The organism is Streptomyces sp. NPDC001204, assembly GCF_053598035.1.
On record NZ_JBSFJL010000005.1, the window covers coordinates 109,978 to 134,808 of the forward strand.

General features: G+C 73.0%; 21 protein-coding genes and 1 riboswitch. Of the genes, 14 read left to right on the top strand and 7 right to left on the bottom strand.

The window, feature by feature from the left end:
• The first annotated feature begins 195 nt into the window (after window positions 1-195).
• The 3 genes from ACWC91_RS09285 (at window position 196) to ACWC91_RS09295 (ending at window position 4,104) form a co-directional block, all read left to right on the top strand.
• Complete coding sequence (locus tag ACWC91_RS09285) at window positions 196-1,569, top strand: M16 family metallopeptidase (RefSeq protein ID WP_225075895.1); 1,374 nt, start codon at window positions 196-198, stop codon at window positions 1,567-1,569.
• Window positions 1,566-2,954, top strand: coding sequence for a M16 family metallopeptidase (locus tag ACWC91_RS09290; RefSeq protein ID WP_225075894.1), 1,389 nt, complete (start codon window positions 1,566-1,568; stop codon window positions 2,952-2,954). Before ACWC91_RS09285 ends, ACWC91_RS09290 begins: the two co-directional genes overlap by 4 nt.
• A gap of 233 nt (window positions 2,955-3,187) precedes the next feature.
• Window positions 3,188-3,348: riboswitch (cyclic di-AMP (ydaO/yuaA leader) on the top strand.
• A 12-nt stretch (window positions 3,349-3,360) separates the two neighbouring features.
• Window positions 3,361-4,104, top strand: coding sequence for a M23 family metallopeptidase (locus tag ACWC91_RS09295; RefSeq protein ID WP_225075893.1), 744 nt, complete (start codon window positions 3,361-3,363; stop codon window positions 4,102-4,104).
• Window positions 4,105-4,295: 191 nt separating this feature from the next.
• Here ACWC91_RS09295 and ACWC91_RS09300 read toward each other — a convergent pair whose 3' ends face one another.
• Window positions 4,296-4,577, bottom strand: coding sequence for an HPr family phosphocarrier protein (locus ACWC91_RS09300; protein WP_141357587.1), 282 nt, complete (start codon window positions 4,575-4,577; stop codon window positions 4,296-4,298).
• A gap of 176 nt (window positions 4,578-4,753) precedes the next feature.
• Here ACWC91_RS09300 and ACWC91_RS09305 point away from each other — a divergent pair, with 176 nt between their 5' ends.
• Window positions 4,754-7,960 carry a bifunctional acetate--CoA ligase family protein/GNAT family N-acetyltransferase gene (locus tag ACWC91_RS09305; RefSeq protein ID WP_450640158.1) on the top strand — a complete coding sequence of 1,069 codons (3,207 nt, stop codon included), beginning with the start codon at window positions 4,754-4,756 and terminating at the stop codon, window positions 7,958-7,960.
• Between the two features lie 44 nt (window positions 7,961-8,004).
• On the opposite strand, the gene ACWC91_RS09310 is transcribed toward ACWC91_RS09305, so the two are convergent.
• Window positions 8,005-9,024: an Lrp/AsnC family transcriptional regulator gene (locus tag ACWC91_RS09310; RefSeq protein ID WP_225075891.1), complete on the bottom strand. Its 1,020-nt coding sequence runs from the start codon at window positions 9,022-9,024 to the stop codon at window positions 8,005-8,007.
• Between the two features lie 109 nt (window positions 9,025-9,133).
• On the opposite strand from ACWC91_RS09310, the gene ACWC91_RS09315 reads away from it, so the two are divergent.
• The 6 genes from ACWC91_RS09315 to ACWC91_RS09340 all read left to right on the top strand — a co-directional run bounded on the left by ACWC91_RS09315 (window position 9,134) and on the right by ACWC91_RS09340 (window position 15,442).
• The gene (locus tag ACWC91_RS09315) at window positions 9,134-10,555 is read left to right on the top strand and encodes an MFS transporter (RefSeq protein ID WP_450640157.1); all 1,422 of its coding nucleotides are present in this window, start codon (window positions 9,134-9,136) and stop codon (window positions 10,553-10,555) included.
• Entirely contained in the window at window positions 10,552-11,793 is a 1,242-nt protein-coding gene (locus tag ACWC91_RS09320; RefSeq protein ID WP_450640156.1) for an amidohydrolase, read from the top strand. Before ACWC91_RS09315 ends, ACWC91_RS09320 begins: the two co-directional genes overlap by 4 nt.
• 161 nt (window positions 11,794-11,954) lie before the next feature.
• Window positions 11,955-12,551, top strand: a complete 597-nt coding sequence (locus ACWC91_RS09325) for a DUF5998 family protein (RefSeq protein WP_141357577.1) — start codon at window positions 11,955-11,957, stop codon at window positions 12,549-12,551.
• Window positions 12,551-13,762 carry an alkaline phosphatase family protein gene (locus ACWC91_RS09330; RefSeq protein ID WP_225075888.1) on the top strand — a complete coding sequence of 404 codons (1,212 nt, stop codon included), beginning with the start codon at window positions 12,551-12,553 and terminating at the stop codon, window positions 13,760-13,762. Before ACWC91_RS09325 ends, ACWC91_RS09330 begins: the two co-directional genes overlap by 1 nt.
• Before the next feature lie 62 nt (window positions 13,763-13,824).
• Window positions 13,825-14,475, top strand: a complete 651-nt coding sequence (locus ACWC91_RS09335) for a thymidine kinase (protein WP_225075887.1) — start codon at window positions 13,825-13,827, stop codon at window positions 14,473-14,475.
• Window positions 14,476-15,037: 562 nt separating this feature from the next.
• A complete protein-coding gene (locus tag ACWC91_RS09340; RefSeq protein WP_225075886.1) occupies window positions 15,038-15,442 on the top strand; it encodes a hypothetical protein in 405 nt (134 codons plus the stop codon).
• A 140-nt stretch (window positions 15,443-15,582) separates the two neighbouring features.
• Here the strand turns inward: ACWC91_RS09340 and ACWC91_RS09345 are convergent, their stop codons facing one another.
• A complete protein-coding gene (locus ACWC91_RS09345; protein ID WP_450640153.1) occupies window positions 15,583-16,386 on the bottom strand; it encodes a VOC family protein in 804 nt (267 codons plus the stop codon).
• Window positions 16,387-16,686: 300 nt separating this feature from the next.
• Here ACWC91_RS09345 and ACWC91_RS09350 point away from each other — a divergent pair, with 300 nt between their 5' ends.
• Window positions 16,687-17,538: a sulfurtransferase gene (locus tag ACWC91_RS09350; protein ID WP_225075884.1), complete on the top strand. Its 852-nt coding sequence runs from the start codon at window positions 16,687-16,689 to the stop codon at window positions 17,536-17,538.
• Window positions 17,539-17,662: 124 nt separating this feature from the next.
• On the opposite strand, the gene sepH is transcribed toward ACWC91_RS09350, so the two are convergent.
• Complete coding sequence (gene sepH, locus ACWC91_RS09355) at window positions 17,663-18,688, bottom strand: septation protein SepH (RefSeq protein ID WP_141357563.1); 1,026 nt, start codon at window positions 18,686-18,688, stop codon at window positions 17,663-17,665.
• A 488-nt stretch (window positions 18,689-19,176) separates the two neighbouring features.
• Here sepH and ACWC91_RS09360 point away from each other — a divergent pair, with 488 nt between their 5' ends.
• Window positions 19,177-20,016 (top strand): hypothetical protein, encoded by an 840-nt coding sequence (locus ACWC91_RS09360; protein WP_450640150.1) that lies wholly within the window; start codon window positions 19,177-19,179, stop codon window positions 20,014-20,016.
• Here ACWC91_RS09360 and ACWC91_RS09365 read toward each other — a convergent pair.
• Both ACWC91_RS09365 and ACWC91_RS09370 read right to left on the bottom strand, forming a co-directional pair.
• Entirely contained in the window at window positions 19,940-21,259 is a 1,320-nt protein-coding gene (locus ACWC91_RS09365; RefSeq protein WP_376502338.1) for a D-arabinono-1,4-lactone oxidase, read from the bottom strand. The two genes, ACWC91_RS09360 and ACWC91_RS09365, sit on opposite strands and share 77 nt — an antisense overlap.
• Window positions 21,219-22,457 (bottom strand): MFS transporter, encoded by a 1,239-nt coding sequence (locus ACWC91_RS09370; protein ID WP_450640149.1) that lies wholly within the window; start codon window positions 22,455-22,457, stop codon window positions 21,219-21,221. The genes ACWC91_RS09365 and ACWC91_RS09370 overlap by 41 nt, the downstream gene beginning before the upstream one ends.
• A gap of 151 nt (window positions 22,458-22,608) precedes the next feature.
• Here ACWC91_RS09370 and ACWC91_RS09375 point away from each other — a divergent pair, with 151 nt between their 5' ends.
• Window positions 22,609-23,736, top strand: a complete 1,128-nt coding sequence (locus ACWC91_RS09375) for a ferrochelatase (RefSeq protein WP_450640147.1) — start codon at window positions 22,609-22,611, stop codon at window positions 23,734-23,736.
• 8 nt (window positions 23,737-23,744) lie between these two features.
• Window positions 23,745-24,560: an inositol monophosphatase family protein gene (locus ACWC91_RS09380; RefSeq protein ID WP_225075879.1), complete on the top strand. Its 816-nt coding sequence runs from the start codon at window positions 23,745-23,747 to the stop codon at window positions 24,558-24,560.
• Between the two features lie 78 nt (window positions 24,561-24,638).
• Here ACWC91_RS09380 and ACWC91_RS09385 read toward each other — a convergent pair whose 3' ends face one another.
• Window positions 24,639-24,812, bottom strand: a complete 174-nt coding sequence (locus ACWC91_RS09385) for a hypothetical protein (protein ID WP_019981855.1) — start codon at window positions 24,810-24,812, stop codon at window positions 24,639-24,641.
• Window positions 24,813-24,831: the final 19 nt, after the last annotated feature.

The following is a 24,831-nucleotide window of genomic DNA, read 5'->3' on the forward strand; positions in this document are numbered from 1 at the left end:
GGTGCTTCTGTGGCGCGTGCGAAGCCCCTTCACGTCCTACTCCGCTGCCCCGCCGCCGTGGCGCGTGGCTTTCCGTCTCGCTCTCGGCGTACGGGTCGTGGGAACTTCGCCAGGGATCCGCACGCTTGCATACAGTGGCAGGACCGGTAGGAAAAGGGCGGTTCGCAGACCGCCACCGCGATCGAAGGGACGTACATGCCCATGGGTCACACGGCCGCAGCCGAGGCAGACTCCGGCGGCCTGACAGCGACCGAGCACCGCCTGGCCAACGGCCTGCGCGTGGTGCTCTCCGAGGACCACCTGACCCCGGTCGCGGCGGTGTGCCTCTGGTACGACGTCGGCTCGCGCCACGAGGTCAAGGGGCGTACAGGCCTGGCTCACCTTTTCGAGCACCTGATGTTCCAGGGCTCCGCCCAGGTCAAGGGCAACGGCCACTTCGAGCTGGTGCAGGGCGCGGGCGGCTCGCTCAACGGCACCACCAGCTTCGAGCGCACCAACTACTTCGAGACCATGCCCGCCCACCAGCTGGAGCTCGCCCTCTGGCTGGAGGCCGACCGCATGGGCTCCCTGCTCGCCGCGCTGGACGACGAGTCCATGGAGAACCAGCGGGACGTCGTCAAGAACGAGCGCCGCCAGCGCTACGACAACGTCCCCTACGGCACCGCCTTCGAGCGGCTGACCGCCCTCGCCTACCCGGAGGGCCACCCGTACCACCACACGCCGATCGGGTCGATGGCGGACCTGGACGCGGCCACCCTGGAGGACGCGCGCGCGTTCTTCCGCACGTACTACGCGCCCAACAACGCCGTCCTGTCGGTCGTCGGTGACATCGACCCGCAGCAGACGCTCGCCTGGATCGAGAAGTACTTCGGCTCCATCTCGTCCCACGACGGCAAGCCCGAGCCCCGCGACGGCTCCCTGCCCGAGGTCATCGGCGGGCAGCTGCGCGAGGTCGTCGAGGAGGAGGTCCCGGCCCGCGCCCTGATGGCCGCCTACCGGCTCCCGCACGACGGCACGCGCGCGTGCGACGCGGCCGACCTGGCGCTCACCATCCTCGGCGGCGGCGAGTCCTCCCGGCTCTACAACCGGCTGGTGCGCCGCGACCGTACGGCCGTCGCGGCCGGCTTCGGACTGCTGCGGCTGGCCGGCGCGCCCTCCTTGGGCTGGCTGGACGTGAAGACCTCCGGCGACGTCGAGGTCCCCGTCATCGAGTCGGCCATCGACGAGGAGCTCGCCCGGTTCGCCGAACAGGGCCCGACGGCCGAGGAGATGGAGCGCGCCCAGGCCCAACTGGAGCGCGAGTGGCTGGACCGTCTCGGCACTGTCGCCGGCCGCGCCGACGAACTGTGCCGCTACGCAGTCCTGTTCGGCGACCCGCAACTCGCCCTGACCGCGGTCAAGCGCGTCCTGGAGGTGACGCCCGAGGAGGTCCAGGAGGCCGCCAAGTCCCGCCTGCGCCCCGACAACCGCGCGGTGCTCGTCTACGAGCCGACCGCCGCCGACGTGCAGGACGACGACCGGGACGCGGACGCCGCGGCCACCGACGAGACCGAGGAGGCGGCGAAGTGACCGAGCTCGCCACGATGGAGTTCCACCCCCAGCCCCGGGCCGGCGCGGCCAAGCCGTGGGCGTTCCCCGCGCCCGAGCGCGGGACGCTGGACAACGGCCTGACGGTGCTGCGCTGTCACCGCCCCGGCCAGCAGGTCGTCGCCGTGGAGGTGCTGCTGGACGCGCCCCTGGAGGCGGAGCCGGCCGGCCTGGACGGCGTCGCCACGATTATGGCGCGGGCCTTCTCCGAGGGCACCGACAAGCACTCCGCCGAGGAGTTCGCCGCCGAGCTGGAACGCGCGGGCGCCACCCTCGACTCGCACGCCGACCACCCCGGCGTACGGCTGAGCCTGGAGGTCCCGGCCTCCCGTCTGGCCAAGGGCCTCGGCCTGCTGTCCGACGCCCTCAGGGCGCCCGCGTTCGCCGACTCCGAGGTCGAGCGGCTGGTGCGCAACCGGCTCGACGAGATCCCGCACGAGCTGGCCAACCCGGCCCGCCGCGCCGCCAAGGAGCTGTCCAAGGAGCTCTTCCCGGCCGGCTCGCGCATGTCGCGTCCGCGCCAGGGCACCGAGGAGACGGTCGTCACCATCGACTCCGCGGCCGTCCGCTCCTTCTACGCCCGGCACGTGCGCCCGGCCACGGCCACCGCCGTGGTCGTCGGCGACCTCACCGGCGTCGACCTCGACGAGCTGCTGGGCCGGACCCTGGGCGCCTGGACCGGTTCGCCCGCCAAGCCGCGGCCCGTGCCGCCGGTGACCGCCGACGACACCGGCCGCGTGGTCATCGTGGACCGGCCCGGCGCCGTGCAGACGCAGCTGCTCATCGGCCGGATCGGCCCCGACCGGCACGACCGCGTGTGGGCCGCCCAGGTGCTCGGCACCTACTGCCTCGGCGGCACCCTCACCTCCCGCCTGGACCGCGTCCTGCGCGAGGAGAAGGGATACACCTACGGGGTGCGGGCGTTCGGCCAGGTGCTGCGCTCGGCCCCCGACGGGTCGGGCGCCGCGATGCTCGCCATCAGCGGCTCGGTCGACACCCCGAACACCGGCCCGGCCCTGGACGACCTGTTCACGGTGCTGCGCAAGCTCGCCGCCGAGGGTCTCACCGACGCCGAGCGGGACGTCGCCGTGCAGAACCTCGTCGGCGTGGCGCCGCTGAAGTACGAGACGGCCGCCGCCGTGGCCGGCACGCTCGCCGACCAGGTCGAGCAGCACCTGCCCGACGACTACCAGGCGACGCTCTATCAGCAGCTCGCCGCGACCGGCACGGTGGAGGCGACCGCGGCCGTCGTCAACGCGTTCCCGGTGGACCGGCTGGTGACGGTCCTCGTCGGTGACGCGGCGCAGATCAGGGAGCCGGTCGAGGCCCTGGGCGCCGGCCGGGTCACCGTCGTCGCGGCCGAGTAGCGGTAGCACCTCGTTGCCGCCGCCGTCGCACGCGCGACGAACGGCACACGCGCACGTGGGGCCCTGGTGACCGAAGCGTCACCAGGGCCCCACGATGTCCGAATTGAGGGGGAGGTTGCCTGTCTGCCCTGTGGTATGCGCTACAAAACTTCTGATCCGTTTGGGAATTGAAAGCGGCCCCGTTTAGCGTCGGTCCGGCTGTTCGTCGGGCAGTGCGCCGCGTCCGCGGCACCGGACAGTCATCGCCGAGTCCCCGTACGGCGTGAGCCAGGGGAGCCGGGGACCCACCGTCCCTGGGGTGAATCGGACACCCGCGCACGCCGCGAGGGGGCCGTAGGAGACCTTCCTGCTCCGAACCCGTCAGCTAACCCGGTAGGCGACAGGGAAGGAAAGGACCCACGTCTCCATGGCGTTCACCCGCGCCGCCGGGAAGCACCGCCGGCCGAGCCGGATGCACCGCACCACCGCCCGCGCGGCGGGCGTCGCGGCCCTGGCCACCACCGGCGTCATCGGCACCCTCGCCGCCCCGGCCCTCGCCGCGGAGGCCCCCGCCCCCGAGGACACCGGCCTCACCCCGGTCGTCACCATCGGCGACAGTGTCGCCGAGAAGATCGACGCCCAGGCCGTCGCCCAGCACAGGGCCGCCGCGCGCAAGCAGGCCGAGGAGGCCGCGCGCAAGAAGGCCGCGGAGGAGCGCGAGGCCAAGGCGCGCGCCGCCCGCGAGGCGGAGCGCGAGCGTCTCAACGCCTTCGTGACGCCGATCCTCGACTCGTACATATCGACCGGCTACCGCACCGGCGGCTCCCTGTGGTCCTCCGGCGCCCACACCGGCATCGACTTCCACGCCGCGAGCGGCACCACCGTCCACGCGGTCGGCATCGGCACCGTCGTCGAGACCGGCTGGGGCGGGGCGTACGGCAACCAGGTCGTGATCAGGATGGCCGACGGCATGTACACCCAGTACGGGCACCTGTCGTCCATCGGGGTCTCGGTGGGCCAGCAGGTCGTCCCGGGCCAGCGGATCGGCCTGTCCGGCGCGACCGGCAACGTCACCGGACCGCACCTGCACTTCGAGGCCCGTACGTCCCCGGACTACGGCTCCGACGTCGACCCCGTGGCCTACCTCCGCAAGCACGGCGTCAACGTCTGACCCGCCGCGCCGGCGCACCGCCCGGCGCGCCACGCGACACTCCCGAAGCCCCGGCTCCCGAGCCGGGGCTTCCGGTGTCCCCCTCCGTGTTCCGTTCCGGTGTTCCGGTGTTCCGGGGCCCCGCCGGGCACGCCGAAGCCGTGCCACCCGATCCGGGCGGCACGGCTTCGGCGCTGGACCGGTCCTGCCGGTCAGACGGTCTCGGGAAGCTCCCCGAGACCCTCGGCGACCAGCTTGGCCAGCCGGTCCAGCGCGGCGTCCGCGCCGTCGGCGTCGGAGGCCAGGACGACCTCTTCGCCGCCCTCGGCGCCGAGGCCGAGCACGGCCAGCATGGAGGCCGCGTTGACGGGCGTCCCGTCGGCCTTGGCGATCGTCACGGGGATGCCTGCGGCCGTGGCGGCCCGGACGAAGATGGAGGCGGGGCGGGCGTGGAGGCCCTCGGCCCAGCCGACGTTGACGCGGCGCTCAGCCATGTGTTGCTGCCCTTCGGGTGATCAGGGTTGTCTAGACCAGTTTTCCACACGTGAAGCGAGCCCGGAGCGGGGGTGTGCGCCGCTCCGGGGGGCGTCGGACCGCGGCCTCGGTCCGACGTGTGTCCTCCACAGACTGCCTCGCGCCGGTGCCGGACGCGAGCCGTACGCTGGGCCCCATGCAGACCTCGCCGGACCGGCACGAGTACCCCGCCCACTGGGAGGCCGACGTGGTACTGCGCGACGGCGGCACCGCACGGATCCGCCCCATCACCGCCGATGACGCCGGCCGTCTGGTCAGCTTCTACGAACAGGTGTCGGACGAATCCAAGTATTACCGCTTCTTCGCGCCCTACCCGCGCCTCTCCGCGAAGGACGTCCACCGCTTCACGCACCACGACTTCGTGGATCGGGTGGGACTCGCGGCCACGGTCGGCGGCGAGTTCATCGCCACCGTACGCTACGACCGCATCGGCGCGGACGGCATGCCCGCCTCGGCGCCCTCCGACGAGGCCGAGGTCGCCTTCCTGGTGCAGGACGCCCACCAGGGACGCGGGGTCGCCTCCGCGCTCCTGGAGCACATCGCGGCCGTCGCCCGTGAGCGCGGCATCCGGCGCTTCACCGCCGAGGTGCTTCCGGCCAACACCAAGATGATCAAGGTGTTCACGGACGCCGGGTACATCCAGAAGCGCAGCTTCGAGGACGGCGTCGTACACCTGGAGTTCGACATCGAGCCGACCGACCGCTCGCTGGCCGTGCAGCGCGCACGGGAGCAGCGGGCCGAGGGGCGGTCGGTACGGCGGCTCCTGGCGCCCGGCTCGGTCGCCGTCATCGGAGTGGGCCGCTCGCGCGGCGGCGTGGGCCGCAGCATCCTCGACAACATCCGCGACGCCGGGTTCACGGGCCGGCTCCACGCCGTGAACCGGGCCTTCGGCGAGGACTGCCAGGAGATCGACGGGGTGCCCGCCCACCGCTCGGTGCGGGACATCGACGGGCCCGTGGACCTCGCCGTCGTCGCCGTGCCGGCAGAGCGCGTCCCGGACGCGGTCACCGAGTGCGGCGAGCACGGGGTGCAGGGGCTCGTCGTGATCTCCGCGGGCTACGCGGAGAGCGGCCCCGAGGGACGTGAGCGGCAGCGCGCCCTCGTGCGGCAGGCGCGCACGTACGGCATGCGGATCATCGGGCCCAACACCTTCGGGATCATCAACACCTCGCCGGACGTCCGTCTGAACGCCTCGCTCGCCCCCGAGCTGCCCCGGCCCGGCCGCATCGGGCTGTTCGCCCAGTCCGGGGCCATCGGCATCGCGCTGCTGTCCCGGCTGCACCGGCGCGGTGGCGGGGTCACCGGGGTCACGGGCGTGTCGACCTTCGTGTCGGCCGGCAACAGGGCGGACGTCTCCGGCAACGACGTCATGCAGTTCTGGTACGACGACCCCGACACCGACGTCGCCCTGATGTACCTGGAGTCCATCGGCAACCCGCGCAAGTTCACCCGCCTGGCCCGGCGTACGGCGGCGGTGAAGCCGCTGGTCGTGGTGCAGAGCGCGGGCTCCGCCCCGCAGGGGCACGCGGTACGGGCGACGCGGCTGCCGCACGCGACGGTGTCCGCGCTGCTGCGGCAGGCCGGCGTGATCCGGGTCGACACCATCACCGAACTGGTCGACACCGGCCTGCTGCTCGCCCGGCAGCCGCTGCCGCCGGGGCCGCGGGTGGCGATCCTCGGCAACTCCGAGTCGCTGGGAGTGCTGACCTACGACCGCTGCCTCGCGGAGGGGCTGCGCCCCCAGCCGCCGCGGGACCTGACGACGGCGGCGTCGGCGGAGGACTTCCGGATCGCGCTGTCCCGGGCGCTCGCCGACGAGACCGCCGACGCGGTGGTCGTCACGCTGATACCGGCGCTGGGGGAGGGGGCCGCCGAGGACTCGGCCCTGGCCGAGGCACTGCGCTCGGCCGCGCAGGAGTTCCCCGGCAAGCCGGTCCTGGTCGTGCACGTCGAGTTCGGCGGTCTGGCGGAAGCCCTCTCCGCCGCCACCAGCACGGCCCCGCCACCCGGCCCGGGCCCCCACCCGGGGGCGACCCCGCTGCTGCCCCCTCCCACGACACCCCGATCCGCCCCGGCGGGTCCGGGTCACCAGGCGGTCGGGGCTTCCCCCGCTGGTGCGGGCGGGGCTTCCCCGGCCGACCCGAACCCGGAGACCGGCACCGGTCCGAAGGCGTGCACAGGACCCGGGCGAGGTCCGGGTCACGCCCCGGGTCCGGCTTACGCCCCCGGCCAGGGGCACACCGGCGCTCCTGGCCACGCCTCCGTTCCTGGCCACGCCCCCGGCCCGGCGCCGGCATCGGCTCCCGGCCATACCTCTCGCCCGGGCCAGGCACCGGGACCGGGCCAAGCTTCCGCCACGGGCCCGCAGCCCGGCCCCCGGAGGCCGTTCCCCGACGCGCCTGAAAGGGGCGCGGCCGGGAGCGTAGACCCCGCGGGCGTGACGGCGGGCGGTGCCGGTTCCGGGCCGGCCCCCACCGGGCCGCGGCTGATCACCGCCTATCCCGCCGCCGAGCGCGCCGTGCGGGCCCTCGCCGAAGCGGTCCGGTACGGCCAGTGGCGGCGGGAGGCCGCGGAGCCGGGGAAGGTGCCGGAGTACGAGGACATCGACGAGAAGGGCGCCGCCGCCTTCATCGGCGGACTGCTCGAGCGCGGGCAGGGCCTCACGCTCGGTACGGAGGAGACCTGCGAGCTGCTCGGCCGGTACGGCATCCACGTGCGCCGGGCCCTGCCCGCCCCCACGCCCGACGCCGCCGCGGAAGCCGCCCGCGCCCTCGGCTACCCCGTCGCCCTGAAGGCCACCGCCCCGCACCTGCGGCACCGCGCCGACCTCGGAGGCGTACGCCTCGACCTCACCGACGAGGATCAACTCCGCTGGGCCTACGCCGAGTTGACGGACCTCTTCGGCAAGCCCGAGGAGCTGCGGCCGGTGGTGCAGGCGATGGCACCCCGAGGGGTCGACACCGTCGTGCGCGCGGTCATCGACCCGGCGGCCGGCGCGGTGCTCTCCTTCGGGCTCGCCGGAGTCGCCTCCCAGCTGCTCGGCGACATGGCGCACCGGCTGATCCCGGTCACCGACCGCGAGGCCACCTCCCTGATCCGCTCCATCCGCACGGCACCCCTGCTCTTCGGCTGGCGCGGCTCGGCACCGGTCGACACGCCCGCGTTGCAGGAGCTGCTGCTGCGCGTGTCACGGCTGGTCCACGACCACCCGGAGGTCGTCGCCGTCACCCTGGAGCCGGTCGTCGTCGCCCCGCGCGGGCTGACCGTCCTCGACGCCACCGTGCGCCTGGCACCCCCGCCCGCCCGCGACGACCTCGGCCCGCGCACGCTTCCGGTGTACTGAATCGGCTACCGGGGGCTCGTCCGGGCTCGGACCCGGTGCGCGCCCTACCAGGGCCGTATGGGCCGCGTTCCCGTGCGTCGTCCGTCCCCGTCGAGCAGGTGCCCCATCCGCTTGACCGTCCGCACTCCGACGATCCGGTCGACGACCGTGAGGGAGGGGAGCCGGGCGCACATCGCCGTCTCACGGCGCTGGATGTCCCCGATGTCGCGCAGCCAGAACGTGGCGAGGACGTTCGTGGTCCCGGTGACGGCGGCGACCAGACGGCATTCGGGCAGCGCGGCCGGCGTTCGGTGCAGGGTGTTCAGATCGCGGGTGGGAACCTGGCCGCGAAAGGTGACCGACACGGGCAGTCCGGTCAGGCGCGGGGCCATGTCGCAGCGGAAGGCGATCGTCTCGGAGTCGATGAGCCGGTGCACCCTGCGGCGGACGGTCGCGGCACTGGTGCCGATGCGCTCGGCGAGCGCCGCGAGCCCCAGACGGCCGTCGCGGACCAGGGCGTCGAGGAGAGCACGGTCGAGGTGGTCCAGTTCACCGGAGGAAGCCGCCTCGCGGGGTCCGGCACCAGGAGGGCCGAGCGCGCCCCGTTGGGCTGAGTCGAGGGAGTGCAGCCGCCAACGGCTGCCCTCCGTGTAGAGGGAGGTGGCGAAGAGGCACTCCACCGCGCTCACCTCGGGGAGTCCGGCGAGGCGCTCCGTGAGGGAGTGCGTCAGTGAGGCCACGTCCGGGACCAGCACGTCCAGCAGGAGATCCGCCGTGCCGGGTGCGGTGAGTTCGACGGTGACGACCTCCTCGAAGGCCGATACCTGTTCGGCGAGTCGTTGCCGTGCGCCTGGGCGGCAGCGCAGCAGTACGAACGCGGTGCAACGGGTGCGGGAGAACGCACGGCCCGGCGCCGCGTACACCCAGGCGAGCCCCTCCGCGGTCAGCCGCTCCCAACGCCGCGCGAGCGTGCCCGAGGTCACCCCCAGCAGGGGTGCCAGTTCCGACCAGGACGCCCGGGGCTGCAACTGCAGCGCGTGTACGAGGGCGAGGTCCAACTCGCTCGGAATGCTCGTTTCCCGCATCGAGCGTGCCCTCCTCGCACGATTTCCACGAAGTTCCGGGCCGCTTGGGCCGGCGCCCGCACAGTAGCGCCCACGTCGGGTTCCAGCCACCAGAAGAGGTGAGACAACGGTGATCAGAGGCATCGACTCCAGCCGCGGACTGCTCGCGACCATGACGCTGATCGTGGTGTGCAGTGGCGTCGTGCAGGGGTATCTGACCCCGCTCCTGCCGAGAGTCGGCCATCACGTCGGCATCGGCAGCGTCGGTCAGAACAACCTCTACCTTCTGTCCCAGGTCGCGTTCGCGGTCATGACGCCACTGCTGTCGCGACTGGGGGACATCCACGGGCATCGCACGCTCCTGCGCGCCTGTGTCGGCATGGTGGCCGGCGGCTCCCTGCTGATAGCGGTGTGGCCGACGACCGCGACCCTCGCCGTCGGCATGGCCCTGCAAGGAGCCGTCGTCGGCTTCTTTCCGCTGCTCGCGGGCATCCTGCGGTCCCGAGCACCGGAGCACGGACGGGTCGGCATGTCGGTCCTGGTCGGCGCTCTGCTCATATCGATCGGCGTCGGCGGCCTCGTCGCGGGCGCGCTCAGCGAGGAACACGCCGTCGCCGGGCTGTGGACGGCGGTGCCCTTCGGCGGGCTCGCGGTGACCGCCGCCCTGGTCCTGCCGGACAGCACCGCTCCGCGCGGCGGGGACTTCAACTTCCGGGCGGCGACGCTGCTCACCCTGGGCCTGGTGGCACTCGTCCTCGTCATGGCCCAGGGCGAGACCTGGGGCTGGACGTCGTCCGAATCCCTGGTCACCGCCGTCCTCGCGGTGCTCCTGCTGGCGGCCTGGGTGATGGTCGAGCGACGCTCCACGCATCCTCTGGTCAACGTGCGGCTCCTGCGCGACCCACGCCTGGCGGTGGTCAGCGCCCACACCTTCTGCGCCGCCTTCGGCACCATCGGGTTCCTGGCCGCGAACGCCGTGTTCCTCGGGACCGACCCGGACGGGACGGGCTACGGCATGGGCCTGGGATCCCAGGCCATCGCGGTCGTCTCCCTCGCCATGGTCGTCGCCGGATGCCTCGGGTCCACGGCGACCCCGCGACTGGCACGGCGCATCGGGGACCGCGCGGTGCTCGGCGCGGTGGGCGTCATCGGCGCGGCGGGCTTCCTCTCCTTGATCGTCTTCCACGGTTCCCTGTCCCAGTACCTCGTCGGCGCCCTTGTCGTGGGCCTGGCCACCGGCATGTTCGAGTCGATCACGCGCACCCTGTCGGCGGAGGTCGTCGCCGAGACCGAGACCGCGCTCTCCGTCGGCCTCAACGAACTGGCGCTCTCCCTGGGCGCGGCCATCGGAGCGGCCGTGATCGGCGCGCTGTTCGTCGGCCACCAGCTGGCCGGCGGCCACATCGCGCTCGCGGGCTACCTGTGGTCCTGGGGGGTGTGCGCCGGCGTCGCCCTGCTGGGCGCGGTGCTGGGCCTGGCCTTCCGCGGTGTGCCCGCCACCGGGACCGGGCGAGTGGGTCAGCCCCTCGCACAGGGCGGAGAGCCGGCATGACGCGAACGCGGCAGGGAACGCACCGGCAGGAGGTTCGGGAACAGGCGCTGGCCGAGGTGACCGCAACCGTACGCGGCCGGCGGGAACGCCTCGTCGCCCTGAGCCACAGTCTGCACGACGAGCCGGAGACGGCTCTGCAGGAGTACAGGTCGGCCGCCAAGATCGCCGGTCTCCTCGCCGATGCCGGCTTCACCGTCACCCAGGGCGTCGCGGACCTGCCCACCGCGGTGGTCGCCACCCACGGAACCGGCGACCTGGTCGTGGCCCTGTGCGCGGAGTACGACGCGCTGCCGGGCATCGGACACGCCTGCGGTCACAACGTGAACGGGGCCGCCGCGGTCGGCGCCGCGCTCGGCCTCGCGGCCGTCGCGGATCGGCTCGGCATCAGGGTGAAGCTCGTCGGCACGCCGGCGGAGGAGGACATGGGCGGCAAGGCGCTGCTCCTCGAAGCCGGAGTGTTCGACGACGTGGCGGCGGCCATGATGGTGCACGCGGCGGCGCAGGACACGGTCGGCGCCTCGTCGCTGGCCGTCGGCGCCTGGGACGTCACCTACCGGGGCAGGCCCTCCCACGCCGCTCTGGCCCCCTGGGAGGGAGTCAACGCGCTCGACGCGATGACGCTCGCGCACACGGCGATCGGCCTGCTGCGTCAGCAACTCCCGCCCGGCACCCTGGTGCACGGCGTCGTCTCCGAGGCCGGGCAGGCCGTGAACGTGATCCCGGCACTCGCCCGGGCCCGCTACGAGCTGCGGGCTCCCACGTCCGAACAGCTCGCGTACGCCCGGCGCCGGGTCCGGTCCTGCTTCGAGGCGGGCGCCCTCGCGACCGGCGCGGAGCTCGAACTCGTCCCGCACGGCCACGATTTCGCCGATCTGCGACAGGACGCCTCCATGACGGAGTCCTACGTGCGGGCGCTCAGGGAGCTGGGCCGCACACCGGTACCGCTGCACGGTGAACTGATGGCCTCGACCGACATGGGCAACATCTCGCACGTGGTGCCGACGATCCACCCGACCATCGGGTACGACACCGGGGGCGCGAAACAGCACACGGCCGAGTTCGCCCGGTACGGCAAGAGCCAGGGCGCCGACCGGGCCGTCGTCGACGGGGCGACGGCCCTCGCACACGTGGGGGTGGAACTGGCCACCGACGCCGTGCGGCGACGCCGGCTTCTGGAGGGTGTCGCCGACCGCCGCCTCCGCCCCGGCGGTTCGGCTGCCGCTCGGCCGCCCTGTTGAAAACGTTCGGGTATCACTCTCCGTGCGGGCCTGCCGACCTCGTTGTCGGCAGGCCGCCCCCGCGCATGCTCGCCCGATTCGGCACGTGCGTCACGGCCCGGCTGTCCGAAGGGACCGGGTTGCCCTTGACTGGCCCGGACCGCCCTCACCCACGGATTAGGATGGACGGCATGGCCAAGACCAGTACGACGACCCAGGGGCTGCGTTCGGCGATCGAACGCAGCGGCTACTACCCGGCTCTCGTGGCCGAGGCGGTGGAGGCCGCCGTGGGCGGTGAGCCCATCCGGTCGTACCTGGTCCACCAGGAGACCACGTTCGACCAGAACGAGGTGCGGCGGCACGTGACGGTGCTCGTCCTCACCGGCAACCGCTTCATCGTCAGCCACACCGACGAGCAGGCCGCCGACAGCACCTCCCCGACGCCGTACGCCACCACGTCCACGGAGTCGGTGAAGCTCGACCGGATCTCGTCGGTCGTGGTCAGCCGCGTGGTCGCCAACCCGGAGCAGTACACGCCGGGCACGCTGCCGCGGGAGGTCGTGCTGACCATCGGCTGGGGCGCCGTGTCCCGGATCGACCTGGAGCCCGCCGCCTGCGGCGACCCCAACTGCGAGGCCGACCACGGCTACACGGGCAACTCGACGGCGGACGACCTCAGCCTGCGCGTCAGCGAGGCCGGCGACGGCCCCGAGACGGTGCGGCAGGCCCTCGCGTTCGCGCAGTCCATCTCCGAGGCCACCGCGGACCCGACCCGCTGATGACCCGTCCCTTCTCCCCCGACGACGCCGCCACCGCCTGGGGCCACCCGGAGCCGCTGGCCGTCGAGACCGCACCCGTCCCCGAGTACGGGACCGGCTCACTCGCCGACCTGCTGCCCACGCTGGCCGCCGGCATGGGCGTACCGCGGATGACGGCCGCGATCGGCGAGCTGGCCCCCGCCGACCGCGCCTGCGTCTTCCTGATCGACGGCCTCGGCTGGGAGCAGCTGAAGGCGCACCCCGCGGAGGCGCCCTACCTGACCTCCCTGCTCGGCAGCTCGCGCGGCGGCACCGGCCGCCCGATCACCGCCGGGTACCCGGCGACCACGGCGACCTCGCTCGCCTCCGTCGGCACCGGCCTGCCCCCGGGCGCGCACGGACTGCCCGGCTACACCGTGCGCAACCCGGCCACCGGCGAGCTGATGAACCAGCTCCGCTGGCAGCCGTACAGCGATCCGCGCGCCTGGCAGCCCCACCCCACGGTCTTCCAGCTCGCCCAGCATGCGGGCGTGCACGCCGCCCAGGTGTCCTCCCCGGCCTTCCAGAACACGCCGCTGACCAAGGTCGCGCTCAGCGGCGGCACGTTCCTGGGGCGGCTGACCGGCGAGGAGCGCATGGACGTCGCGGCCGAGCAGCTCGCCGCCGCCGACCGGGCGCTGGTCTACACGTACTACTCCGAACTCGACGGCGCCGGCCACCGCTACGGCGTCGACTCCGACACCTGGCGCGGACAGCTGATGCACGTCGACCGGCTCGTCCAGCGCCTGGCCGAGCAGCTGCCGCCGCACAGCGTGCTCTACGTCACCGCCGACCACGGCATGGTCGACGTCCCGTTCGACGAGCAGCACCGCATCGACTTCGACGAGGACTGGGAGCTGCGCGCGGGCGTCGCCCTGCTCGGCGGCGAGGGACGCGCGCGGCACGTGTACGCGGTGCCGGGCGCCGAGGACGACGTGCTCACCTGCTGGCGCGAGGTGCTCGGCGAGCAGTTCTGGGTCGCCTCCCGGGACGAGGCCCTCGCGGCGGGCTGGTTCGGGCCGCGCGTCGAAGAGCGGGTGTACGCGCGGATCGGCGACGTGGTCGCCGCCGCCCGCGACGACGTCCTGCTCATCGCCTCCGAGCAGGAGCCGAAGGAGTCGTTGATGGTCGGCAACCACGGTTCGATGACCCCTGCCGAGCAGTTGGTCCCGCTGCTGGAAGTACGCTCCTGAGCCCTTCCCCTCTCGCTGTGCACCACCGTCCTCCACACTCACCGAAAGGTGCCCAACTGCCCATGCCCGAGCTGGTGTTCTTCTCCGGAACCATGGACTGCGGGAAGTCGACACTGGCTCTCCAGATCGAGCACAACCGCTCCGCGCGCGGACTGACGGGCATGATCTTCACCCGTGACGACCGGGCCGGGGAGGGCAAGCTGTCCTCACGCCTCGGCCTGGTGACCGACGCGGTGGAGGTCGAGGACGGCGTGGACCTGTACGCCTACATCGTCGACCACCTCTCGCAGGGCCGGCGCGCGGACTACGTGATCGCGGACGAGGCGCAGTTCCTCGCGCCCGAGCAGATCGACCAGCTCGCGCGCGTGGTCGACGACCTGGACATGGACGTCTACGCCTTCGGCATCACGACGGACTTCCGATCCAAGCTGTTCCCCGGCTCGCAGCGCCTGGTCGAACTGGCCGACCGCGTCGAGGTCCTCCAGGTCGAGGCCCTGTGCTGGTGCGGCGCCCGCGCCACCCACAACGCCCGTACCGTGGGCGGCGTCATGGTGCTCGAGGGCGCCCAGGTCTTCGTCGGCGACGTGACCCGCTCGGCGGACGAGATCGGCTACGAGGTGCTGTGCCGCCGGCACCACCGCCGCCGCATGACGGCCGCCTCGGCCCGCGCGGCGGCGCTGTCCCCGGACGTCCTGCCCGTGACCGCGGACTGACCGAGCACCTGCACCTGCGTCAGACGCGCCGCTCCGACGAGGCCGGCCCGACGAATCCCGCCCACGCTTCACGCGAGACCGTGATGATGGGCCCGGCGACGTCCTTCCGCCCCCGCCTCCGTGCCCTCGTGCTCCGCCATGTGCATCACCGCCGCCTTGCCTCAACTCCCCGGCAAGGGACGCCGTTACGGTGTGCGGCTCCTACTCGGGCGGACAACGCGCGTACGACCGTTCCCTGTCGCTGCGTCACTGCCGGTTACGCTACGCGACCAACGGAACCGTGTCGGCATGACGACCAAACCCACCGCCCCCTGCGCTCCCTTGAACACCACCCCAGGCCCGCCGCCGGGGCCGAGGCGGAGGCCGGCCGCGGGCTGGTCCTCGTGTCGCGCCTTGCGACCCGCTGGGACTGGCACCCGCACCCGGACGGGCCGGGCAAGACCGTGTGGGCGGAGTACGCGTTTGCGTCGCGACCTCAGTGATGAGCCGCCCTCCCGGACCACCCGCGCGAACGCCGGGGCCCGTTTGGGTCGGCAGTGATCTCCTGCCATTCTTCTTCCCCATGTCCGCACGAAACCGAAGACTGCCCCGGCACCGCGCCTGGCCACTGACCACCAGCGACATCAACGAGTGTCTCGGCCCTGACATGAAACGCGTCAAGGGCCTGTACTTCCTCACAGGACATGACAGCGGGACCATCGTCCTGGGAGCAGAATGGGTCGCTCCGAACCCCCGCAACTACGGCCGAGGTATCCACCCGGACATGGTCGGTTTCTACATAGACGTCCACCCGGTCGATGCCACTCGACGTGCAGCCGTCCGCGCCGTTCTACGGGCGCAGGCCCTCCCGCAACTGCGTGATTGGATCACTCAGGCCATCGCTGCCGACGAGACCTGGCAACTGACTCCTCACCAGCACTACTGGCGCCTCTCCGACGGCCACCTCACCCACCGCGACGAAGAGTGAACAGAGTCGGGACGGAAGCGCGCATCGCGGCACCGCCGCCGTGCGGCCGCTGCCGAGGCCCGCGCCGCGGCGCTGTCACCGAGTGTCCTGCTGATGTCGCTCTTCTGAGCGACACCTGCCGTCAACACGGCTTGACGGAATCAACGCGACCCCTGGATCAGGGCGAACCGTGCCCCTTCGGGATCAGCCACGGTGGCCACGCGGCCCAGGGCGGTGTCCCGCGTGGGAGTGAGGATCCGGCCGCCCAGGGCGACGAGGTGTTCGGTCGCCTCGTCGGTGTCGGTGACCTCGAAGTGCGTCATCCAGTGCGGGCCCCGGTCGTGGGGCAGGGCCCGGCCCACCCCGTGGACTCCGGCGACCGGGCGGCCGTCGAGGTGCAGGGTCACGCGGTCGACGCCGGCGGAGCCGTCCGGCTTCCGTTCGTAGCCGAACAGCCTGCTGTAGAACGTGGCGACGCCCGTGGTCTCGTAGGTCAGCAGCTCGTGCCACACCGGTGCGCCGGGCAGCCCGGTGGTCTCCGCGCCCGGGTGTGACCGGGCCCGCAACAGGCCGAAAACCGCACCCCACGGGTCCGAACCGATCGTCAGCCGCCCGATGCCGCCCGCGTCCAGCGGACCCACCCCGACGGTGCCGCCGCACAGCCGTACCGTTTCGGCCGTCAGATCCACGTCGTCCGAGGCGAGATAGGGCGTCCACGCCACGGGCAGGCGCCGACCGGGCGGCAGTTGCCCGACACCGCCCACCTCGCGGCCGTTCAGCAGGACCCGCACACAGGGGCCGAGCCGGCTCGGCCCGGGCTGGAACTCCCAGCCGAAGAGCTCCCCGTAGAAGGCCTGGGCGGCGGCCAACCCGTGCGCCATCAGGCTCACCCGGCACGGTGTGCCGGGCCTGTTCCGGGCGGGTGCCCGGCCGTTCGGGACGCCCGGCTCCGGTGCCTCGGTCATCGTCACCTTCTCCTCGGCCTCCAGGGCCGCTCGACGGCCGCCTCTATTCCGTTCTCCGGACCCCGAGCCGATGCGCCGCCCCCGGTGCCGGGCGCGCTTCCGAGGCGCCGGCGGGGCAGGGTCCCGTCCGGAGGGTGCCCGGTGTGCGGTGTCCCGCCCGTTTCGCCACGTTTACCGAAGGATGTCGATCGGCTGTACAGCATGTGGCCGATCCCGTACGCATCGTGATCGGACCTGTCCGGCCGAGCAGAGTAGCCGGACCTGGACGCCGTGGCCACCCCGTGCGCAAGGATGGTGGCCATGAACGCCATCATCTCCGCATCCGATCTCGCGAGCGCCCTCGCGGGGCCCCGGCCGCCGGTGCTGCTCGACGTCCGCTGGCAGCTCAGTCTGGCGACGGCGGCCGGCGCGGCGCCCTTCGACGGGCGTGCCGCCCACGCGGCCGGGCACATCCCCGGTGCCGTCTTCGTCGACCTGGACCGCGAACTGGCCTCGGCGCCGGGTGGAAACGGCCGCCATCCCCTGCCGGACACGGAGGTGTTCGGCGCCGCGATGCGCCGTGCCGGGGTGTCCGACGACCGGCCGGTCGTCGTCTACGACGGCGGCCAGGGCTGGGCGGCGGCCCGCGCGTGGTGGCTGCTGCGCTGGACCGGGCACCCCGACGTGCGGGTCCTGGACGGCGGTCTCGCGGCCTGGGAGGGCCCCCTGGAGACCGCCGTGCCCGAACCGGCCGAGGGCGACTTCGTGCCGAAGCCCGGCGCGCTGCCGCTGCTCGACGCCGACGGGGCCGCGGCGCTCGCGCGGTCCGGAGTGCTGTTCGACGCGCGCGCGGGGGAGCGGTACCGGGGCGAAGTGGAGCCGATCGACCCGGTGGGCGGCCACATCCCGGGCGCGGTGTCCGCGCCGACCACCGAGAACGCGGGCCCGGACGGCAGGTTCCTGCCGGCCGCGCAACTCAGGGCGCGGTTCACGGCGTTGGGCGCGGCCGACGGACGAGACGTCGGCGTCTACTGCGGCTCCGGCGTCTCCGCCGCGCACGAGGTGCTGGCGCTGGCCGCCGCCGGGATCCCGGCGGCCCTGTATGTCGGCTCGTGGTCGGAGTGGTCCTCGGATCCGTCCCGGCCGGTCGCGGTGGGGCCGGACCCGCAGTGACCGGACGTCGGTCGGCCGGTCACCCATAGGGGGCGACGGCCGGTCGGCCCGTACGGCCACGAGGAGCGCGCACGAGGAAGGGCCGCACCCGACGGGCGCGGCCCTCCAGCCTCGTACGGCCTTGCTAATCCTGCTTCTTGCGGCGCGTGCCGAACACGATCTCGTCCCAGCTCGGCACCGCGGCCCGGCGGCCGGGCCGGACCCCGTCCGCCTCGGCCTGACGGTCGGTGGCGCCGGTGAGGCGGTCGCGGTGGCTGGTGACGGAGCGCGGCATGAGGACGTCCGCGTAGGCGGACCCGGCCGAGGCCGCGGGAGCCGGGGGCTCCTCGGCCACCAGGTCCTCCTCGGGCTCCTCCACGGGTTCCGGCGCGCGCTCGGGCACCACCAGGTCGCCGCGGAAGCTCGGCACCGCCTCCAGCAGGCTGGTCAGCGTGTCGCGCTCGCCCACGCTCTCCTCGGCGGGCTCGGGCGCCTGTCCCGGCAGCGCCGGACGGTCGCGGTCCCGGTCGAAGGAACGCTCGCGCGGCAGACGCGCGATGCGCGGCACGAACGGGAAGCTGGGTTCCGGGGCGCCGAGGTCGTCGGACTCCCCGATCAGGGCGCGGGCCTCGTCGTCGACGGCCTGCACCAGGCGCCGCGGCGGGTCGTACGTCCAGCTCGCCGAGTGCGGTTCGCCCGCGACCCGGTAGACCAGCAGGACCTCCCAGGTGCCGTCGTCGCGGCGCCAGGAGTCCCACTGGGCGGTCTCCTTCTCGGCGCCGCGCAGCAGCAGCCGCTCCTGGACGGTCTCGCCGAGCAGCGGACCTGAGTTCTCGCCGGGGCGGCGGACGGGAGTCTTGCGGGCGCGCTCGGCCATGAAGGCGCGCTCTGCGAGCACGGGTCCCTCGAAGCGCCGTACCCGGTCGACGGGGATGCCGGCGAGCTGGGCCACCTCTTCCGCGGTCGCTCCGGCTCGTATGCGGGCCTGGATGTCGCGGGGGCGGAGATGGCTCTCCACCTCGATCTCGATCTGGCCGAGGCGGGGACGGTCGCCGCGCACGGCGGCGCGGAGCCGTTCGTCGATCGGAAGCGTGTACTCCGTGCTGTCCGCAGCCTTGAGCACCAGCCGTGTGCCGTCATTGGAGACGGCCACGACACGCAGTTCGGGCATGGGGACCTCCCGGGTGGTGCCTGCCGACGTCACGTGCGTCGCTGCTTCCGCTAGTCGAGTGTGGCCTGCCCGGGTGCAGCCTGCCACAACCTTGCCGAGTTGCCCGGCGTGTCGGGCACGGGCCCTGGAACGCCGTTATGGCACGGTTACCTGTTTACAACGCTAAGTGACCAACTCCGTCACCCTGTGCAACCAGCCCCCTCCCGGCGCTCCAGCAAGGTCCCGGACACCCCGAAGGGAGGCCGGGCCCAGGGCTCATTACGGTACTCCATTCGGGCCACGTGCGTGGATTGGCGCGCCGCCCAACTTCTCGCCGGAGGCGGTACTCGACCGCCCTCGACCCCTTTTTCGATCATGCCCGTGGCGAACTTCACTTATTCACCGCAAACGGAACTAACGGTTTCGTCCGTACGTCCCTTTCTCGTGCAGTCGGCCGATCACATACGGAAGATGCGGCTGTGTCCGACAGAGGCAGGCAAGGTCCGGTAATGCGTGAAAGGTTCGATGGCGGTGGTGAGCAGAGTGCCGGGGAGGAGGCGACGAGGAGACGGATCGAGTTGAGCGTCGCTCAGGTCGCGGGCAGCGCCGTGGCGGCGGTGGTGGCCGCGAAGCTCGCGTCGTACTTCGGCGTCTACGGCACGATCCTCGGGGCCGGTGTCGTCAGCGTCCTGGCCACCTGCGGCGGCTCGGTCTTCCAGCACTTCTTCCGGCGTACCGGCGAGCAGTTGCGCGGAGTGGCCGCCTCCCCGGGACCGGTACCGGCCCCGGCGACCGTCCCCGCCGGGCGGATCCCGCCGCCGGTGGGCGAGTTCACCGAGGGGACCGTCTACCGGGCCCGGATCAAGAGCTGGAAGCGACCCGTGCTCGCGGCCGCCCTGGTCTTCGGGGTCACCATGGCCGGAATCACCGCCTACGAGCTGGTGTCGGGCGACAGTTTCAGCGGCGGCAGGGGCACGACGGTCGGCTACGCCGTGACCGGCCACCGCACCCCGTCCGTGACGCCCGACGCGCCGGCTCCCACCTCCTCGCCCACGGGGACGCCGGGGACCGGGGACGGGACACCGCCGGGCGATGCCGCCTCCGGCCGCCCCGACCGGGGCACCGAGGTGAGCCCGGCTCCCACCCCCGAGGTCACGGGGAACAGCGGGAGCGGCGGCGGCACGGGGGACACCGGGAGCGCGGCCACCGACGGTACCGGGCCGGGCAGACCGTCCGACGCCGGCACCACCGCCCCGGCACCCGGCGCGAGCGCTACGGCCCCAGCACCCTCCGCAAGTAGTCGTTCTGGAACAGCCGCTGGGGATCCAGCCGGTCCCGCAGCGCCGTGAATTCCCCGAAGCGCGGGTAGACCGCGGCGAGCCGTCCGGCGTCGCTGGTGTGGATCTTGCCCCAGTGCGGCCGGCCCTCGTACGCGGTGAAGATGTTCTCCGCGGCCGTGAAGTACCGCTGGTAGGGGGTGCCCCGGAACATGTGGACCGCGATGTACGCGCTGTCCCGGCCCGAGGCGGTGGACAGGGTGATGTCGTCGGCGGGCGCGGTGCGCACCTCCACGGGGAAGCTCACCCGCAGTCCGGAGCGGTCGACCATCGCCTTCAGCTCGCGCAGGGCGTCGGCCAGGGCCTCGCGCGGCACGGCGTACTCCATCTCCACGAAGCGCACCCGGCGCGGCGAGGTGAAGACCTTGTAGGGGATGTCGGTGTACGTCCGCGCGGACAGCGCGCGGCTGGAGATCCCGGCGATCGACGGGATGGTGGCAGGCACCGCGCGGCCGACCCAGTTGGCCACCTGGAAGACGCCGTTGGAGAGGAACTCGTCCTCGAACCAGCCGGACAGCCGCCCCACCGGCTGCTCCGGTCCGGCGCTGCGGTTGTTGCGCTTGGTGTTGGTGCTGCCGGTGTGCGGGAACCAGTAGAACTCGAAGTGCTCGTTCTCCGCCCAGAGCCGGTCGAACTCCGCGAGCACCCGGTCCAGGCTCATCGGTTCCTCGCGGGCCGTGAGCAGGAAGATCGGCTCCACCGCGAAGGTGATGGCCGTGACGATCCCCAGCGCGCCCAGGCCGACGCGGGCGGCCGCGAAGACGTCCGGATTCTCCTTCGCGGAGCAGGTGAGTACCGAGCCGTCCGCCGTGACCAGCTCCAGTCCCCTGATCTGGGCGGCGATCGAGGCCGATTCGCGGCCCGTGCCGTGGGTGCCGGTGCTGGTCGCCCCGGACACCGTCTGCTCCATGATGTCGCCCATGTTGGTGAGCGAGAGGCCCTCGCGCGCGAGAGCGGCGTTGAGCCGCTTGAGCGGAGTGCCGGCCTCGACGGTCACCGTCATGGCCTCGCGGTCGATCCCGCGTATGCCGGTCAGCAGCTGGGGGCGGATCATGACGCCGTCCGTCGCGGCGATGCTCGTGAAGGAGTGACCGGTGCCGACCGCCTTCACCCTCAGCCCGTCCTCGGCGGCCCTCCGCACGGCGGCGGCGACGTCCTCCACCGTCGCCGGCGTGACCTCCCGCGCGGGGCGCGCGCCGACATTGCCGCCCCAGTTACGCCACGTGCCGTTCTTCGCGCTCGTCGTGCTGCTCAACGAAGCCTCCCCGCCGCGGAGCCGGCCTGCTGAGCCGGCGGTACCCGAGGAAACCGACCGCGACCGCGACGGCCCCGGACACCGCCGGAACCCCGTACCCGGCTCGCGCCCCGGCCGTGTCGATCACCCAGCCGGCCACGGAGGAGCCCAGTGCCACCCCGACCGCGAGCCCGGTGCTCACCCAGGTCATGCCCTCGGTCAGGTGCGAGCGTGGTACGTGCTCTTCGACGAGGGCCATCGTCGTGATCATCGTGGGAGCGACGGACAGGCCCGCAACGAACAGCGCCACGGCCAGGAACGGCAAGTTTCCGACCAGTAGGAGGGGGATCATACTCACGGCCATCGCACAGATGCCCAGCAGCCAGCGCCGGGCGGGCGGTCCCGCGAAGCGCAGCAGGCCGAACACGACGCCCGCGGTGCAGGAGCCCGCCGCGTACACGGCGAGCACGACGCTCGCGGCGCCCTTGTGTCCCTGCTGGTCGGCGAAGGCGACGGTGACCACGTCGACCGCCCCGAAGATCGTCCCGGTCGCCACGAAGGTCGACACCAGCACCTGGAGCCCGCGCGCACGCAGGGCCGAACCGCCGCCGTGGTGCTCGCGCGGGTGCGGCGCGGGCTCGGTGGCGCGCTGCGCGGTCAGCCAGAACACGCCCACCGCCAGGAAGCAGGCGGCCAGCAGCGGCCCCGCCTCCGGGAACCAGGCCGTGGACAGCCCGATGGAGACGATCGGCCCGAAGATGAAGCACGCCTCGTCCATCACCGACTCGAACGAGTAGGCGGTGTGCAGTTGCGGCGTCCCCCGGTACAGGGCCGCCCAGCGCGCGCGGACCATGGCGCCCAGACTGGGCACGGAGCCGATCCCGGCGGCGCAGACGAACAGCACCCAGTCCGGCCACCGGAAGTGCGCCGCGAACAGCAGGACCGCCGAGGCGGTCAGCGCGACGAGCGTCGCGGGACGCAGCACCCGGCGCTGCCCGTGCCGGTCGACCAGCCGGGAGATCTGCGGGCCGAGGACCGCGGCGGCCAGCGCGATGGTGGCCGACAGCGCGCCCGCGAGCCCGTAGCGCCCGGTCAGCTGCGAGATCATCGTGACCACGCCGATGCCCATCATCGACAGGGGCATCCGGCCGAGGAACCCCGCGGCGGAGAAACCCTTGGAGCCTGGAGCGGCGAACAGGGCACGGTACGGGCTGGGCACAGGGACTCCGCGGATCCGGTAAGGCGTGAAGGAAGCTGATACAGCTTACGGACCGGGCGACTCCGGCGCACCACCCCCCTACGGGCTCCCGCGCACCTTCCCCCAATGGGCCGGGATCCCGCCCGTGGTGGCGGGGTGGCAGGATCGAGGCATGCCTGACGTGCTCGACGCCACCCCGTACGACGCCCTGCTCCTGCTCTCGTTCGGCGGCCCCGAGGGCCCGGACGACGTGATCCCGTTCCTGGAGAACGTGACGCGCGGGCGCGGCATCCCCACCGAGCGCCTGAAGGAAGTGGGCGAACACTACTTCCTGTTCGGCGGGGTCAGCCCGATCAACGACCAGAACCGCGCCCTGCTCGACGCCCTGCGCAAGGACTTCGCCGACCACGGCCTCGACCTGCCGGTCCACTGGGGCAACCGCAACTGGGCCCCGTACCTGACGGACACCCTGCGGGAGATGGTCCGCGACGGCCGCCGCCGCATCCTGGTCCTGGCCACCAGCGCCTACGCCTCGTACTCCGGCTGCCGCCAGTACCGCGAGAACCTCGCGGACTCGCTCGCCGCCCTCGAGGCCGAGGGCCTGGACCTGCCGAAGGTCGACAAGCTGCGGCACTACTTCAACCACCCCGGCTTCCTCCAGCCCATGATCGACGGAGTGCTGGAGTCGCTCGCCGGCCTCCCCGAGGACGTCCGCGACGGCGCGCACATCGCCTTCTGCACCCACTCGATCCCGATCTCCGCCGCGGACACCTCCGGCCCGGTCCCCGGCCACGGGGACGGCGGGGCGTACGTCCGCCAGCACCTGGACGTGGCGCGGCTGATCGCCGACGCCGTCCGCGAGCGCACCGGCAACGACCACCCCTGGCAGCTCGTCTACCAGTCGCGCTCCGGTGCCCCGCACATCCCGTGGCTGGAGCCCGACATCTGCGACCACCTCGAGGAGCGGCACGCCGCGGGGGCCCCGGCCGTCGTCATGGCGCCCATCGGCTTCGTCTCCGACCACATGGAGGTCCTGTACGACCTCGACACCGAGGCCACGGCCAAGGCCGCGGAACTGGGCCTTCCGGTGGGCCGCTCCGCCACCGTCGGCGCCGACCCGCGGTTCGCCGCCGCCGTCCGCGACCTGATCGTGGAGCGTGCCGCCACCGAGCGCGGACAGCAGGTCACGCCGTGCGCCCCGGGCTCGCTCGGCGCGGACCACAATCTGTGTCCGGTGGGCTGCTGCCCGGCCCGCACACCCCGGCCCGCCGCCGCGGGCGCCGACAGCCCCTACGCGTGAGGATCCCCGTGACCGACACCCTGCCCGCGGAACTGCTGCAACTCGCCCGTCAGGCGGCCGCACGCGCCGGAGAGCTGCTGCGGGACGGCCGCCCGGCGGACCTGGCGGTGGCCGCCACCAAGTCCAGCCCGATCGACGTCGTCACCGAGATGGACATCGCCGCCGAGAAGCTGATCACCGGCCTGATCGCCGACCGGCGTCCCGACGACGGCTTCCTCGGCGAGGAGGGCGCCTCCGTCGAGGGCACGAGCGGCGTCCGGTGGGTGATCGACCCGCTCGACGGCACCGTGAACTACCTGTACGGACTGCCGACCTGGGCCGTCTCCATCGCGGCCGAGGTGGACGGCGAGGCCGTCGTCGGGGTGGTGGCCGTCCCGATGCGCGGCGAGGCGTTCCACGCCGTGCGCGGCCGCGGGGCCTGGGCCACCGGAGCCTGGGCCGGCGAGCGCAAGCTGGCCGGCCGCGCCGCGCCGCCCCTGGACCAGGCCCTGGTCGCCACCGGCTTCAACTACGTCGCCGAGGTCCGCGCCCACCAGGCCGACGTGGCCCGCCGGCTGATCCCGCTGCTGCGCGACATCCGCCGCAGCGGCTCGGCCGCGGTGGACCTGTGCGACGTGGCGATGGGCCGCCTGGACGGCTACTACGAGCGCGGACTGAACGCGTGGGACTTCGCCGCCGGCGACCTGATCGCCAGAGAGTCGGGCGTCGTGACGGGTGGCCGCCCGGGAGAGCGTCCGTCCCGCGAGCTGACGGTCGCGGCCACCCCGGGCGTCTTCGAGCCCCTCCAGAGCCTCCTGGAGGAGTACGGCGCCTGGCACGACTGAGGGCAGGGCGGGAGCACAACGCACAGCGGGACCCCGGCGCTGGATTCGCCGGGGTCCCGCTTCGCGCGTGCAGGCTGGTCAGACGCCGGACACGCCGACCTCCACACCGTGTTCGGCGGCGAGGCGGCGCAGGTCGTCGAGTTCGGCCAGCTCGACCTCGACGAGGAAGTCGTCGCCCTCGTCACGAGCCCGCGTCAGGTCGGACTCGGTCGCCTTTATGCGCTGCAGAAGTCCTGCGGTGAATGCGTCCATGCTTGCGCCCCCTCGTCCT